Below are 15,591 nucleotides of genomic sequence, written 5' to 3'. Positions count from 1 at the left end.
TTATAATTATTTATCAGTTAGTTTAAATTCAACCGAAACAGTTTGAGGCACCGCCACCGGTCTCCCATTTTCAATCGCCGGTCGCCAGTGGGGGAGGGATTTGATAATGTTGATCAGCACTTCCTCGCAGCCGTAACCTATACCTTTCAATACTTTAAATTTAACAGGGAAGCCGTCTCTTTCAACCTGGAAAGCTACGGTTACAGTACCCTCAATATTATTGTCAATAGCTTTGGGTGGGTAATGTAGCTGCTGTTTTATCAGTTCAGTAAAGTGCCCGTTTCCGCCTTCAAATTTTGGGGGTGCTTGAAAGCTAAATTTATCAATATTAGCTGTACTGTAAGTTACGTTAAATATCGGTGTCACTTTTTTGTGTTTACGAACAGCGGTAATAGCTATAGGGTTTTGAGCAGTTATATCTATCGGAGGTAACGAAGCCAGGTAAATGATCATATACCTGCTACCTTTATTATAAACCGGGACGGCATTATATAACACACTTTCTTCAAAAGTTAGAGTATCATTAAACTTTGCCCCTTTTAATTCAAAATAACCGGTAGTATCGGTCATAGTGCCCACGTGCCATGAAGGTGCTTCCATCCAGGTGTTTGTTGATTGTATACCGATGTGCCTGATGGGTTTACCCATGCTGTCGTAAATATACCCACGCAGGTTAATAGTGTCACGCTTAATAACCGTATCGGGTTTGCTTTTTTGAGCCGATAAATTGATCGAAACCAGCAGCAGTATCGCGCATAAAAATGTTCTCATCACGGTTTAGGTTATATGTAATCACTTGACTAAACGCTCAACAGTTCCCTCGCATTTTGCAAAGCACTCTCACCCGGCTTATCCCCGCTTAGCATTTTGGCAATTTCCAATACCCGTTCATCATTATTCAGCTGTTTAATGCGGGTAAAAGTAGCCGCCTCGCTGTCATCCTTATAAACAAAATAATGGCTTTGGCCCTTGCTGGCAATTTGCGGCAAATGGGTAATGGTAATTACCTGCAGGTTTTGGGCTAAGCGCTCCATGATCTGCCCAACCTTGTTGGCAACTTCGCCCGATACGCCTGTATCTATCTCATCAAAAATAATGGTAGGCAGGGCTGTGTATTGCGCTACGATAGATTTAATGCTCAGCATCAGTCTCGAAAGCTCACCACCCGAGGCGACTTTGCTCATCTCGGCCAAAGCATGTCCCTTATTAGCCGAAAACAAAAATTTAATGTTGTCGATCCCCGTAGCAGTAAGTAAGGGAGCTTGCTCGGTAGCTCCCCCTTTAGGGGGCGGGGGGGGCGTCTGCTCAATCTTCAAACTCGAGTTTCCCATCCCCATTTCGGCCAGCGTTGCCAACACCTGCTTCTCAATATCCGGGATAGCTTTTTTGCGGTTGACTGATAACTGCGTCGCCAGCTTTTCAAGTTCGGCTTTATCGGCGGCAATTTGTTTTTGCAGTTTTTCGATAGCTTCGTCACCAAAAAGGGCTTGCTGCACTTTGTCTGATAATTCTTCCTGAATCTGCAATAGCTCGGCGATGGTATTTACCCGATGCTTTTTTTGCAGATTGTAGATCATGCTTAACCGGTTGTTCACCTCTTCGGCACGGGCTTCGTCAATAAAAGTATGCTGCTCGATGCCTTCAATTTCGGCGGCGATATCTTTAAGTTCAATAATAATGCTATTGATACGCTGATGTAATTCGGCAACAGCAGGATTGTATTTTTCTATCGAACCTAAAGCCTGTCCAGCTTCTTTTAACTGGATCAATGCGGCAGCCTCGCCGTCCTGTAAAAGATAATTAGCGCCTAAAAGGCTGCGTTTAATTTCTTCTGCATTATTAAGGGTGTTGAGCTCCTGTTCCAGATGTTCCTGTTCATCGGCAACCAATGCACCTTTTTCCAGCTCATCAAACTGAAACTGGAAATAATCCAGATCGGCTTTTGCCTTGTCGCTTTCGGCAATCAATTGGTTAAGCTTACTCAATGATTTTTTATAGGTTCGGAATTTTGTTTGATAATCAAACAGTAAATCTGAATGACGGGCAACCGAATCAACTACTAACAATTGAAAATCCGGGTCATTAATTTCCAATGTAGCGTGCTGCGAGTGGATATCTATCAGTTTTTCGCCCAACTGTTTCAGCGCTGTGAGGTTAACCGGGGTATCGTTCACAAAAGCACGAGATTTGCCATCGGCCGAGATCTCCCGGCGCAGCACGGTCTCCGTTTCGTAATCGAGATCGTTTTCTTCAAAGAAATCGGCCAAATGAAAGCCGCTGATTTTGAAAGTGCCCTCAATAACGCATTTTTTCTGCTGGTTGAAAAAGTATTTACTTTCGGCCCGCTGTCCTAAAATAAGTGAAAGGGCACCCAATATGATCGATTTACCTGCGCCGGTTTCGCCGGTTAATATGTTCAGACCGCTATCAAAACCTATCTCCAGGTTGTCGATAAGCGCATAGTTATTAATGGTTAGCTTTTGAAGCATAAAAAAAGTGTCCTCATTTTATTGAGGACACTAAATTACAAATTAAGGCTCTTTAAAAAATATTTTTAATGCTTTTTGCTAATTTATTTAGTCAGCTGTATCGGCTTTGATCTCCTCTTTATCGTCGTTGTCAAACTTATAATCAAAGTCTTTATCCATTTTATCGCGGTACAGTTTCATTTTTTGCTTAAAGGCCGGGCTTTTCATATAGTCCCGCAGTTTTTTGCTGGCTTCTTTAAGCCGTTGTTGTGCCGCTCTAATTTCAGGGCTATCCTGGAAGCCGCGCATTTGCCGGCCAATGTCCCTCATATCCTCCTGTAGTTTTTTCATGTCGGGATTGTTGTAGGCCATCCTGATGCTATCGCCCATGGCCTGCATACGGTTTCTTTTTGCAATAAATTCCGGCGAGTCATAGCGGCTGCGGATTTTTTGGCCCAGGTTTTTCAACTGCCCTGTTTGCGCCTTCACATCAGCCGGGATCTTGCTTTGCAGCTCGTCCTGGTACTTTTTGTAATTAGGATCTCTGTCGTCATTATAGCTATTATAGCCGCGGTTATGCGGAATGCCATACTTTTTCTCCAGCTCTTCGTTCATTTTTTTAAACTCAGGACTGCTGTAATAAGCACCGATCTTGCGGCCTATCTCACCCATCTGTTCACTGGTTTTTTTAGATTCGGAAGTTTCGCCATATTCCTTTTGAAAATCTTCGCCCATTTTTTGCATTTCCAGCTTCATTTTTTCCATGCCTTCAGTATTATAATAGGCCTGCAGGGCTTTGCTTTTAGCTTCAAGCATTTCCTGTTGCTTTTTGAAATCATTGCTGTTGTAGTATTTACCAATCAGCTCGCCTTGTTTGTTTACTTCGGCGCTGAGTTTTTCAAGCTCAGCATCGTTAAAACCGTCGTAGTTAAAAGAATCATGGCGTTGTTTGGCTCTAACTATTTCGGCCTGGGTTTTCTTTTTATAGGTTACAGGTTTTTTAGTTTTAGGAGCCACCTTGCGTATGGTATCTTCCACAAATAGAGCATGTAAGGCGGCAGGCGCAGCAACTTTTTTAACTGTGAGCTTGCCATCTTTTATGGTGGGGTTTAGCCAGGCAATGCTGCTAACGCCGGCAGCCATTATGGCAATGGCCACAAGCAGGTGGCGGATATTGCCTATAGGTTTCTTTGTTTTCATGATGCGTTCAATTCTGTTTAATAAATGATATTTTTTGCCATTAGCAGCCAGGGCCAGCTGTAAATGCTGCTGCCTGGTTTGCTCAAGCTTCAAAAGCGCGTGTGCATAGATCAAGGGTTGCTGTGTTGTTTGCACAACAAGGTCATCGCAGCTGTTTTCGCGCTCCTGGTTAATGATTCGATTAATTAATTGGGCAAAGGGATTAAAGAATAACAGTATGGAAATAAATTGCTGCATCAGGTTCAGCAGGTAATCATTACGTTTAATGTGCGATAGCTCGTGCAGTAAAATGGCTTCAACCTCGGTAGCCGATAAGTATGTAGTAAGGGTTATCGGCAACAAAATAATGGGGCTTAAAAAGCCTATCATACAAGGGGCATCAACCATACGGCTAAAGTTTACCCACACATTTTTAGTAATGCCCAGCTTTTGGCAAAGCTCATCGGCAAAGTCCTGCAGCCTGTCGGCGGGTACCATGGTACGTTTTATCAGGCTGATCCTTTGCCAGCTTAAGCTAACTTTAAGCAGGTTAAATACCAAACCAGCAAAGTAAAGGGCTGATATATAAGGCAGATAGCCTTTTATAACGTATTCGTAATAATTGCTTTGCGGTTTGAATGCTACTTCATGCAGCGGAAGGTAGAAACGTGGTAATAAAGATGGTGCATTGGCGGATGTATAATTGATCCACTCGTGCAGCCTGAACTGATGGATAAACGTGTATATAAACCAGGCGCTTATGGCAAGGATGGCGCCCATGGCCAAATTGTGCTTTTTAATGGCCGATAACTGCGGCCTGCAAATAAACACTAACCTTAAGGCAAACCATACTAACAAACCCTGCCATAACGATTGCAGAATAGTTACGCCCAACACCTGGCTTATATTATAGAATAAATTTTCCATCACGTTTATTTTTTATCCTGATCAAATTGATTCAAAAAATTTTTAATAGCGTCAATCTCGTCTTTTGATGCGCGGTGCTGGCCAAGCGCCTGGATCACCAAATCAGAAGTGGAGCCTTTAAATACAGTAGACAAGATTTTATCCAGAGCGTTGCTTTGGGCCTGCTCCATTGTGAATAAAGCCTTGTAAACATGGGTTTTTGAAGTGGTGTCGCGCTCAACCATTCCTTTATCATGCATGATCTGCATCAATTTTAAAGTAGTGGTGTAGCCGGCATCCTTGTTTTTAGCAAGCTCTTCATGAACTTCACGTACGGTGCACCGGCCCTTTTTCCAGATCACCTGTAAAATTTCAAGTTCGCTTTCTGTTGGTTTAATTTCCATCTGTCTCTCTTATTACGAATTCCTTCGTACAAATATCTACGATGAATTTCGTATTTGCAAGTGGTTTTGAAAATATTTAACAAATTTTAACGGTTGAGGGGAAGTGAGTGGTTGTCTGAATCAGAATTTTCAGGATTTAAGAATTTACAGGAGATGGTCTGAAACTCGAATTAAACGAATTATCAGAATGAAAGGCAATTCGAAAAATTCTCAAAATTCGTTTAAGTCAGTTCAGACCAAATCCTCTAAAATCCCGGTTAAGACAATAATTTACTTTTAATTACTTTTACGCCGAATAGATTCGGAAAAAGAAAAATCCGAAATCGAACATCCCAAATCCGAAATCAAAATACCATGCTGCAAATACAGGAAAACGTATCCCTCAAAAATTTTAACACCTTCGGTATTGATACCCGCGCCCGCTACTTTGTAGAAATAGCTCATGAAGATGAGCTAACAGAACTGTTTGCCGACCCACAATGGCTGCAAACCGAACGACTGGTACTTGGCGGCGGCAGCAATATGCTCCTGGTTAATGATTTTGACGGCCTGGTGATCCGTATGAATATCCGCGGAATAGAACATCGCATTAGCCATAATGACGTTTATGTTGAGGCAGGCGGCGGCGAGGTATGGAACGATCTGGTAAATTACTGTGTTGATCACGGCTATGCCGATATCGAAAATCTGAGCCTGATTCCCGGCTCGGTAGGGGCATCGCCTATACAAAACATAGGCGCTTACGGTGTGGAACTTAAGGATGTGTTTCATACCTGCCGGGCTTTTGAAATAGCCACCGGTACATTTAAAGTGTTTAGTAAGGAAGATTGCAAATTTGGCTATCGCGAGAGTGTTTTCAAAGCCGAACTGAGGGAACAGTATATTATAGTATCGGTAAAGTTCCATTTATCACTCATTCCCAATATAAATATTCAGTATGGTGCAATAGGCCAGGAGCTGCAAAACAGGGGAATCGTTAATCCCACCATTAAAGATGTATCGCAGGTGGTGGCGCATATCCGGGTATCCAAATTACCCGATCCGTCAACTATAGGAAACGCGGGCAGCTTCTTTAAAAATCCGGTGATCAGTGCCGAAGAATTTGCTGTGGTGCAAGCTAAATTTCCTGATGTGGTAAACTATCCTGCTGCTGATGGCGGCGTAAAACTGGCTGCCGGATGGCTTATAGAACAATGTGGATGGAAAGGAAAAACCGTGGGGCACACAGGAACATGGAAGAACCAGGCCCTGGTTTTGGTGAACCACGGAGGCGCTACGGGGCAGGAAGTGTATAACTTTTCGTCGCAAATCATAGACAGTGTGTACACTAAATTTGGCGTTACACTACAACGTGAGGTTAATATTATTAGTTAAATAAGTTTATTTAAAGTGAATTTTCATTTTTAATAAAATTTCTTCTGAATAACATTCCTGTTACAAATGTTCCCTGAATAAGTTTGATTCTCGAATGTTGAAATTCATAACGTCCTGTTTTTCAGTATGGTATTTGTTATCAATGTGTGAATGTTACACAATGGGTAAGTTTCAATACCGATGTTTAAATGTGGACTTTTTACTACACACTTTGGCTTAATGGCATCATGCTTGTCTAATTGTTAACACAAAACTTTAACAAAATGACAAAGATTGAGTTTAACACCCTTGTACTACGTCAGGCGACTTCTTTAAGATCATACGCTTTACATTTCACGCACGACGCAGACGATGCTAACGACCTTGTCCAGGATACAATGTTGAAGGCCATAACTTACTACAACAAGTTTAAGGAAGGCACCAATTTAAAAGGATGGTTATATACCATCATGAAAAACACATTCATCAACAACTATCGCCGTTTTGTTAAAATGAGCACTTTTGTTACCAAGAGTGATGAAATTTCATCACCAAACCTGGTATTCAGTTCAACCAAAAACCAGGGCGAAGCCAAATTTGTTATGGATGATATTAAAAAAGCTTTAGACAGGCTGCCCGAAGATTATTATGTACCCTTCACCATGTACTTTGAAGGCCATAAATATCATGAAATTGCCGATCACCTGGATATCCCGATCGGTACGGTAAAAACCCGCATACACGTAGCACGCAAACTGCTCAAGAAAAACCTTAAGGCATATGATAACGGCATCGCCAAACCCGTTTACGCAGAGAATTAATGTTCAATTAAACTCCATCATATATATAGGAAACCCGCCCATGAGGCGGGTTTCTTGTTTTAGCCCAGGCTATTAATGGGGTTGTGTTATCTTAAAAAAGGTACAGCTGGCTGATAAAATATTTGCCGGGTGTTATATATCAATACGCTGTTGAAAACAATATAAATAAAGTTTATAGCATAAAACAACGGCATACTCAATAATATAAGTTCGCCCGCGCCAAGGTTCAATATAGATGAGGGAATATGAAAAAAATCGTGGTTAAAAAGAACAATAGCTGTTAAAACGATAGCTAAACACCATGATATTTGAAAATTGATAAGCCGTTTACAAGGTTTATCTATATCCTTTATTTTTTTCCTGTTGGATAACCACAAGGCCAGTGGCAATGCTATTCCTAACATCGGGAATATAATGAAGCTTAAGGCTGATAAATTGAATTGTAGTAAGAAGTTTCTGCTATCATAATTCAAAATTCCTGCCGGCTCGAAAGGTAATTCTGTTAAATCTTCAGGGGTAATATTTAGCGCGGTTGCCAGTCTTTTAAGTGTATCGCCCCTTGCATCTGTTTCATCGTTTTCTATTCGTTGTACGGTTCTTAAACTTAGTTGGGCTTGTTCAGCCAATTCTTCCTGGCTTAATCCTTTACGGTTGCGCAATTCCTTAATCTTTTTTCCGGGGTTATAGGTTTTCATATTGATATATTTTGCTGAACAAAAGTATAACAGACTAAAGATATTAATTGCCGACTTGTTTACGTCATGTTTACGACATCGCTGTTATTGCTACTACACCAGCTTCTTCATAGCTTCCTTCGCTACTACCTGTCCCGAAATAATAGCAGGCGGCACACCCGGCCCAGGTACGGTAAGCTGCCCGGTATACAGCAGATTTTTGACATGTTTTGCCCGCATGGCGGGTTTAAAAAAAGCAGTTTGGGCAAGTGTATTTGCCAACCCGTAAGCATTGCCTTTAAATGAATGATAATCTACCTTGAAATCATTAAGCGCATAGCTTCGTTTCACCACAATCGAATCCCTTATGTCATGCCCGGTAATCTGAGCAAACCTGTCCATCATCAGGGTGAAATATTTTTCGCGGATGGTTTCGTCATCATTTAAGCCCGGCGCTATCGGCATCAGGAAAAACAGGTTCTCGCCGCCTTCTGGGGCAACCGTGTTATCCGTTTTTGAACTGCAGCAAACATAAAACAGCGGATTGGTAGGCCATTGGGGCACAGCATAGATCTCTTTGGCATGCAATTCAAAATCTTCGTCAAAAAATAGATTATGATGCTGTATGCCCGGCATTTTTTTGTTGGTGCCGATATAGAACAATAAACTCGATGGCGACATCGTCCGGTTATCCCAGTATTTAGGAGTATAGTTACGATGGGGTTTCTCGATTAAATGCTGGTCAACATATTCATAATCTGCCCCTGCAATTACCATATCGGCAGTGAATACGCCGTTGTTGGTTTGGATTTTATCAACCTGTTTATCCTCTATGTTGATTTTTGTAACCTCTGTATTGAGCCTGATCTCAACTCCCAGTTCGGTAGCCAGGCTTACCATAGCTTTTACTATTTCGTTCATACCACCCATGGGATACCAGGTGCCCAGGGCAAGGTCGGCATAGTTCATCATGCTATACATGGCCGGGGTATTTTGCGGACTGGCTCCTAAAAATAACACGGGGAACTCCAGTAATTTAATTAGTTTGGGGTTTTTAAAATATTTGCTTACATGGCTGCTCATACTGGTAAGCAGCTGCATGCTGAAGCTTTTGTTGATCAGGTTAAAGTCGATAAATTCGGTGATGGAATGGGAGGGGCGGAAAACGTACTCACCCATGCCTACTTTATATTTATATGCCGCCTGGTTTAAGAAATCCTGTAATGCTTTACTACTGCCAGGTTCGGCTTGTTCAAACAGGGCTTCAAGCTCAACCAAGTCCGCGGGGACATCAAATATTTCATTTTTGCTGTAATAAATACGGTAGCCGGGATCCAATCTTTTTAACTGGTAATAATCGGAAGTTTTTTTGCCGAACAGTGCAAAAAAGTTTTCAAATACGTCGGGCATCCAGTACCAGCTTGGCCCCATATCAAACCTGAAACCATCCTGCTCCCAGACCCTGGCACGGCCGCCGGGCTGGTCGTTTTTTTCCAATATGGTAACTTTATAGCCTTCTTTAGCCAAAACACAGGCCGCCGATAAACCAGCAAAGCCCGAACCAATAACAATAATATGCTTGCTGCTCATGTTTAATGTGAAGCCCAAGATAAGCAAAATGTTTTAGGCCTATAAAAAACAATACCGCTTTGAATTTGTACTTTTGAAAAAATGACCACGCGAGTGCCGATGATGAGCCTGTACGATGAAACTTGTTTTGAATGCAGTAAACTGATAACTAAAAAATATAGCACTTCCTTTAGCCTGGGCATTAAAACTTTCGATAAAAATTTTCGTTATCCCATTTATGCTATCTACGGCTTTGTACGTTACGCCGATGAAATTGTAGATACCTTTCATGGGTATAACCAGCAGCAACTGATCAGCAGGTTTGAGGAAGAGACTTTCAAGGCTATCAGAGAAAGGATCAGCACTAATCCCGTAATTCATTCTTTTCAACAGGTAGTTAACAGGTTTAAGATCGATCATGAATTGATCAGGGCTTTTCTGAGATCAATGGAAATGGACCTGGATAACAAGGCCTATGATAAGGGCAGCTACCAAACTTATATTTATGGTTCGGCAGAAGTTATCGGCATGATGTGCCTGCGTGTTTTTACCAATGATGATAGTCTTTACGAGGCTCTTGTACCCAAGGCCCGAAGCCTGGGGGCCGCTTTCCAAAAGATCAATTTTTTGCGGGATGTTAAGGCAGATTATACAGAACGCGGGCGTACATACTTTCCGGGGATCGACTTCAATAATTTTACCGAGCATGATAAGCTTGCCATTGAAGCGGAAATTAAACACGATTTTGACGAAGCATTTGAGGGAATAAAATGCCTGCCTGCTGGTACGCGGCTTGGGGTTTATATTGCCTATATTTACTACCTGCAGTTGTTTAAAAAAATAAGTTACACGCCTGCCAACGTAATACTGCAAAAACGTATCAGGGTTTCTGATGCGCGTAAAATGAGTTTGTACATCAAAGCTGTTCTGCAGCAAAAGTTAAATGTTATTTAATGTTAAGGAAGATCTTTTTTGTAGCCAGTATATTGGCAGTTGTATTCAAGTTGCAAACCGCTAATGCCGAAGAGCCTAATCTGAAAGTACTGCGTAAGCAAATGCTTATTGCTATTGATAAAAGCAAAACCACCGATTCGTTGTATAATAATCTTAATAGTATCAAAGAAAAGAGTGGTATAGTGAATGGTTTCATAGGCGGCCTGCTTGCCTTAAAAGCCAAGCATGCCTGGAACCCATATTTGAAATTGAAATATCTTAACAGATCGGAAAAGGTATTTAAGCAGGCATTAATTGACGATCCGCATAATATCGAGATCAGGTTCATGCGCTTTTCTGTTGAACATAACGTGCCTTCCATTTTAGGTTTTAATAAAGACCTTGCTGCGGATACTGACGATATCATAGCCCAACTGGGTAAAAAGAATTATGGCTCGGCCGATAAGGAATTGACCATCCAGATTATCAAATTCCTTCTTCATTCAAAAAGATGTACTCCTGCCCAAAGCCAGGCGCTCAATAAACACTTAACCGAACTTACGTGAGATACACCTATTTACTGATCAACCTGCTAACGGTATTTTTTCCCGTTGTGCTTTCGTTTGATAAAAGGGTGCGGTTTTACAAAAGCTGGAAATTTATATGGCCCGGCATGGCCGTTACTGGTTTGTTTTTTTTGTTTTGGGATGTACTTTTTACCGTCAGGGGTGTTTGGTCGTTCAATTCGGCATACATCATTGGCGTTAAGTTTTTTGGTTTGCCTTTAGAGGAAATACTATTCTTTTTAACGGTACCGTTTGCCTGTATATTTATTTACGCCTGTCTTAATCACTATGTTAAATGGCTGATGCCTTTCAGGCTTACCGGTATTATAAGCAGTATGGTAATATTACTGAGTATCCTGATGCTGATATTTTATCACGACCGGCTTTATACCGCGGTTACGTTTGGCTTATTGCTACTGCTTGTGGTGTTGATTCAATACGTTTTTAAGGCCGATTGGGTTAATCGTTATTACCTGGCTTATATTGTAGCACTTTTACCATTTTATATAGTAAACGGCATATTAACCTCTGTCCCAATAGTGTTGTACAACAATGCCGAAAACCTGGGAAAGCGGGTTGGCACTATCCCATTTGAGGATCATTTTTACCTGATGGCTTTACTGCTCATGAACATCGGGTTCTTTGAATATTTTAAACAACAGAGGTTAAGCCGATGAGTGAGTTGCCGACATATACCAAATCACAACTGGCCTTACGCAACGGTCAGGATAAGCCCCGGATCTGGGTTGCCTATAAAGGTGATATTTATGATGTAACTGAAAGCCGGCTGTGGCGAAACGGGAAACATTATGAGCACTGGGCCGGACAGGATTTGACAGATGAACTTGCCGACGCACCACATACCGAAACCGTATTTGAGAGATTTGTAAAGGTAGGACGCCTCATCACCCCCGCCCTCTCCATCGGGGAAGAAGAGAAGGATTGATATGCTTTTTAAACAAAATGTTCTAAACCATTTTTTGAAGTGTGACGCCCTTTTTCTGTCATTCCTGAGTCATTTAGTGCTGTGATTGATGAGCTATATTATGTATTAAATCATGTAAATATATTGTTACGTGGCCATTTATCGCCGAAAAGTATGAAAAAAATAAGGTTTTTCCTTCCTGCCATGCCTTTTTCAACAGGCTATGCATGATACAATTTATCGTTGTAAAAAGGGAGTTTAAGAACCGGAAAGTTGTAATTTTTCTTTTAGATTTCTCGCGACAGTTAATTTTATTGCGTTGTGATTTACAAGAGCTTATAAAGCAAGTTAGGAAAATGCCTCGCGCATTTTCCTAACTTATAATTAACAATATTAACTGACTTATTACCGGCCGGATCTAACGGCCATATGGTATTAACGACAGCAAAGGTAATTTCTTGTTGATAATTTCCTAAAACCTTCACTGTGGTTAAAAAAATTCATGTAAAAGAAATATTACATTTATTATTTGTTTTATTTTATCATTGGCTATTAAGTTTGCTTCCTTAACTATTAGCTAAATTTTTTCTATGAAAAAACGACTACTACTAATTTTGTGCAGTTTCGTATTTGCTGTAACACAGCTTTTTGCGCAAAATCACACTGTTACCGGTACGGTAACAGCCAAGGAGGACGGCCTTCCCCTGCCGGGTGTATCCGTGAAGATAAAAGGGACAACTACCGGTACCCAAACTACCGTCGACGGTAAATTTTCACTCAGCGTTCCAAACAACGCGGTTCTATCATTTAGTTTTATCGGTTATGCTACCCAAGATGTACCTGTAGGCGCTTCAGCAAACCTAAAAGTGGTTTTGGAAGCATCAGCCCGCGGCCTTAACGAGGTAATCGTAACCGCGTTAGGTATCTCAAGGCAGCAAAAATCACTGGGCTACGCTGCTCAGCAGGTAAAAGGCGACGACCTTACAGTAACCAAGCAATCTGACCTTAACACCGCCCTTGCAGGTAAAATTGCAGGCGTACAGGTTTTAGGCGGTTCGGGTGCAAAGTTTGGTACGTCAACTATCCGCATCCGTGGTGTTAATTCATTATCGGGTGGTAACCCTATTTATGTTGTAAATGGTGTTGTTACCGATCCTAATGCGATAAATAATGATGATATCGAATCTCTTTCAGTATTGAAAGGTCCGGCTGCAACTGCCCTTTACGGCCAGCGTGCCTCTGAAGGAGCTGTTGTTATCACACTTAAAAAAGGCTCAAACAAGGGTATCGGCGTATCATTAAATCAATCAACAACCTTTGAAAAAGTTTACCAGTTACCTGAGTATCAAAATGAATACGGTGGTGGTACCAGTACCACATGGAAAACATATACTTATGACCCGGCCAATGGTTCACCTGCATCATTTGCAAAATTTAATGGTGTTAAATATTACGATTATGGTGTTGATGAAAGTTGGGGCCCCAAATTTGACGGTACAATGTATGCGCCATGGTATTTCTGGGATCCGTCAAATCCCGATTTTGGCAAGCTAAAACCGTTTGTTGCGCAGCCAAACAACGTACGCGATTTTTACCGCACAGGTGTTACCTATAACACAAATGCTGCGTTTTCAAAAGCAGGCGACGATTATAACTTCAGGGTGTCGTATACCAATATTGATCGTACTGGTATTACGCCAAACAGTGATCAAAAACGTAACAACGTTGGTTTAAATGGCGAGTTGAAATTAACTAAGAAGTTAACTGTAAGCGCTAATTTTAACTTTTCGCAAATTAATTCAAATAACATCCCGGCCGAAGGCTATGGCACGCAAACTGCCGGTTCGTTTAGCCAATGGTTTCACAGGGATATTGAAATTGATAAGCTGAAAAACTATAAAAGAGCTGATGGTACATATACTTCATGGAATATTATAAGCCCTGATAACCTTGCGCCGCACTATTGGGATAATCCTTACACCGAGGCTTACGTAAATACTAATAAATCAAACAGTAACCGTGTTTACGGTAACATCACTGCATCTTATCAGTTTACAAAAGATCTGTCGTTATCATTAATAGCAAGGGAAGACCTTCTGAACCGTGACGATAACTCACGTATAGGTTCAGGCACTATCAATATTGATTCATATTCTCAAAGCCAGTATACCTATAAAGAAAATAACTATGTAGCCAATCTTGCTTATAGTCATAATTTCAAAGACCTTTCGGTAAAAGCAGGTTTATATGCTGAAACCCGCCAGGATAGGTATCTTTTCACCAGCGGCAATACCAACGGTGGTTTGGCAACGCCCGATCTTTATATATTGAGCAACTCTATCGATGCACCTACCGCTTTCAGCTATAATGCATTATCGCGCGTAAACAGCTACTACGGTTATACATCATTTGGTTATAAAGATTTCCTTTATTTAGATTTCAACGCGCGTAACGATATTTCATCAACGCTGCCTGTTAATAATAACTCATACTGGTACGGTGGCTTATCGGGTTCGTTTGTATTTACCGAACTGTTGGAGAAAAATGACTGGCTTACTTTTGGTAAGTTGAGGTTATCTGCCGCCAAAATAGGTTCAGATACACAGCCTTACCAAGTTTATACCACCTACAACCTGAGTACTACACCTTATGGTAGTCACCCGGTTCAAACAGTGCCTAATACACTTACAAACCCAACCTTAAAACCTACACTATCAACAGCATATGAGGTGGGTACCGAACTCCATTTCTTAAAAGATAGGGTGAAATTTGACTTTAACTATTATACCCGTACAGCCAAAGACCAAATTTTGCCTTTGCCTGTAAACGGTACCTCTGGTTATTCAACTGCGATAGTTAATGCCGGCGAAATTAAAAACCACGGTATTGAGTTAAGCCTTGGCGGTACACCGATCAAGAGCAAAGACTTTACCTGGAATGTTGATTTCAACGTATCATTCAACCGCAACAAAGTAATCTCTATATATCCGGGCATTAACAGCTTGCAGGTATCTCCTGATGGTTTGGGCGGATATGGTCTTTCTGGTGGTAACCAGGCGGCCGGTGCAAAAAGTTTCGGCTTCGTGGGTTCACCAAGCTTCGGCGTTAATGGTGTTGTTGGAAGTTCCTATGGTCAGATCATCGGATCGGGCTTTACCCGTGATACTAAAGGGAATATTGTAGTTGATGAAGATGGGTTACCTATTGTAAATAATACCGTTAATTTAGGCAGTATGCTGCCAAGCTACACCGGTGGTTTTACCAACTCGTTCAACTACAAAAACTTTGTACTTGCTTTCTCGCTTGATTTTCAAAAGGGAGGTAAATTTGTTTCTGTTACCCAGCAAAATCTTAACGGATCGGGTCTTGGTATAGCAACTGTCGGCCTTAATGCCAAAGGCAATCCAAAACGTAATGCAGTATCAGCGGGTGGTGGTACATTGTTTCCTGGTGTGCATGAAGATGGTACACCAAACACTACTTATGTAAGTACCCGTTTACTTTACGAATCTGCCTTGAGCCAGATCTGGGAAAACTACACCTTCGATGCAACATACGTTAAACTGCGCGAGGTTAGCTTAGGTTATTCTTTCCCTAAAAAAATGCTGGGAAGGTTGCCGTTCCAAACAGCTTACTTTGGTATCACAACTCAAAACCCATGGATGATTTACTCTAAACTTAAAGGTGTAGATCCGTCACAATTACAGACATCTTTTTATGAAGGTGGTCAGTTGCCAAACACCCGCAATATTGGCTTTAACCTAAAGGTAACGTTCTAAATATAAGCTCTTAC

The 15,591-nt window shown here is 41.3% G+C and carries 13 protein-coding genes; 7 read left to right on the top strand and 6 right to left on the bottom strand.

Annotation, left to right across the window (positions count from 1 at the left end; translation table 11 throughout):
* Positions 1-6 precede the first annotated feature (6 nt).
* The 4 genes from BLP33_RS12785 to BLP33_RS12770 form a co-directional block, all read right to left on the bottom strand.
* Positions 7-771, bottom strand: coding sequence for an energy transducer TonB (locus tag BLP33_RS12785; protein ID WP_090528735.1), 765 nt, complete (start codon positions 769-771; stop codon positions 7-9).
* Positions 772-800: 29 nt separating this feature from the next.
* On the bottom strand, positions 801-2,489 hold the full coding sequence (gene recN / locus BLP33_RS12780; RefSeq protein ID WP_090528732.1) for a DNA repair protein RecN: 1,689 nt from the start codon (positions 2,487-2,489) through the stop codon (positions 801-803).
* A gap of 87 nt (positions 2,490-2,576) precedes the next feature.
* Positions 2,577-4,574, bottom strand: coding sequence for a M56 family metallopeptidase (locus tag BLP33_RS12775; protein WP_090528730.1), 1,998 nt, complete (start codon positions 4,572-4,574; stop codon positions 2,577-2,579).
* Between the two features lie 5 nt (positions 4,575-4,579).
* Positions 4,580-4,957, bottom strand: coding sequence for a BlaI/MecI/CopY family transcriptional regulator (locus BLP33_RS12770; protein ID WP_090528727.1), 378 nt, complete (start codon positions 4,955-4,957; stop codon positions 4,580-4,582).
* A 336-nt stretch (positions 4,958-5,293) separates the two neighbouring features.
* On the opposite strand from BLP33_RS12770, the gene murB reads away from it, so the two are divergent.
* Entirely contained in the window at positions 5,294-6,331 is a 1,038-nt protein-coding gene (murB, locus tag BLP33_RS12765; protein WP_256382334.1) for a UDP-N-acetylmuramate dehydrogenase, read from the top strand.
* 263 nt (positions 6,332-6,594) lie between these two features.
* Complete coding sequence (locus BLP33_RS12760; protein ID WP_090528721.1) at positions 6,595-7,131, top strand: RNA polymerase sigma factor; 537 nt, start codon at positions 6,595-6,597, stop codon at positions 7,129-7,131.
* 86 nt (positions 7,132-7,217) lie between these two features.
* Here BLP33_RS12760 and BLP33_RS12755 read toward each other — a convergent pair whose 3' ends face one another.
* Both BLP33_RS12755 and BLP33_RS12750 read right to left on the bottom strand, forming a co-directional pair.
* A complete protein-coding gene (locus BLP33_RS12755) occupies positions 7,218-7,826 on the bottom strand; it encodes a helix-turn-helix domain-containing protein (RefSeq protein ID WP_090528718.1) in 609 nt (202 codons plus the stop codon).
* 93 nt (positions 7,827-7,919) lie between these two features.
* A complete protein-coding gene (locus BLP33_RS12750; protein WP_090528715.1) occupies positions 7,920-9,395 on the bottom strand; it encodes a phytoene desaturase family protein in 1,476 nt (491 codons plus the stop codon).
* A gap of 81 nt (positions 9,396-9,476) precedes the next feature.
* Here BLP33_RS12750 and BLP33_RS12745 point away from each other — a divergent pair, with 81 nt between their 5' ends.
* The 5 genes from BLP33_RS12745 to BLP33_RS12725 all read left to right on the top strand — a co-directional run bounded on the left by BLP33_RS12745 (position 9,477) and on the right by BLP33_RS12725 (position 15,577).
* Entirely contained in the window at positions 9,477-10,328 is an 852-nt protein-coding gene (locus BLP33_RS12745) for a phytoene/squalene synthase family protein (RefSeq protein ID WP_254780120.1), read from the top strand.
* A complete protein-coding gene (locus BLP33_RS12740; protein ID WP_090528709.1) occupies positions 10,328-10,873 on the top strand; it encodes a hypothetical protein in 546 nt (181 codons plus the stop codon). Before BLP33_RS12745 ends, BLP33_RS12740 begins: the two co-directional genes overlap by 1 nt.
* Positions 10,870-11,550 carry a lycopene cyclase domain-containing protein gene (locus BLP33_RS12735; RefSeq protein ID WP_090528706.1) on the top strand — a complete coding sequence of 227 codons (681 nt, stop codon included), beginning with the start codon at positions 10,870-10,872 and terminating at the stop codon, positions 11,548-11,550. Before BLP33_RS12740 ends, BLP33_RS12735 begins: the two co-directional genes overlap by 4 nt.
* Positions 11,547-11,819 (top strand): cytochrome b5 domain-containing protein, encoded by a 273-nt coding sequence (locus BLP33_RS12730; protein ID WP_090528703.1) that lies wholly within the window; start codon positions 11,547-11,549, stop codon positions 11,817-11,819. Before BLP33_RS12735 ends, BLP33_RS12730 begins: the two co-directional genes overlap by 4 nt.
* A 569-nt stretch (positions 11,820-12,388) precedes the next feature.
* Complete coding sequence (locus tag BLP33_RS12725) at positions 12,389-15,577, top strand: SusC/RagA family TonB-linked outer membrane protein (RefSeq protein ID WP_090528700.1); 3,189 nt, start codon at positions 12,389-12,391, stop codon at positions 15,575-15,577.
* Positions 15,578-15,591 lie beyond the last annotated feature (14 nt).

The sequence above is a fragment of the Mucilaginibacter sp. NFR10 genome (assembly GCF_900100445.1).
Taxonomy (GTDB): domain Bacteria; phylum Bacteroidota; class Bacteroidia; order Sphingobacteriales; family Sphingobacteriaceae; genus Mucilaginibacter; species Mucilaginibacter rubeus.
The sequence above is the reverse complement of the archived record's forward strand: the minus strand, read 5'-3'. Positions and strand labels throughout refer to the sequence as shown.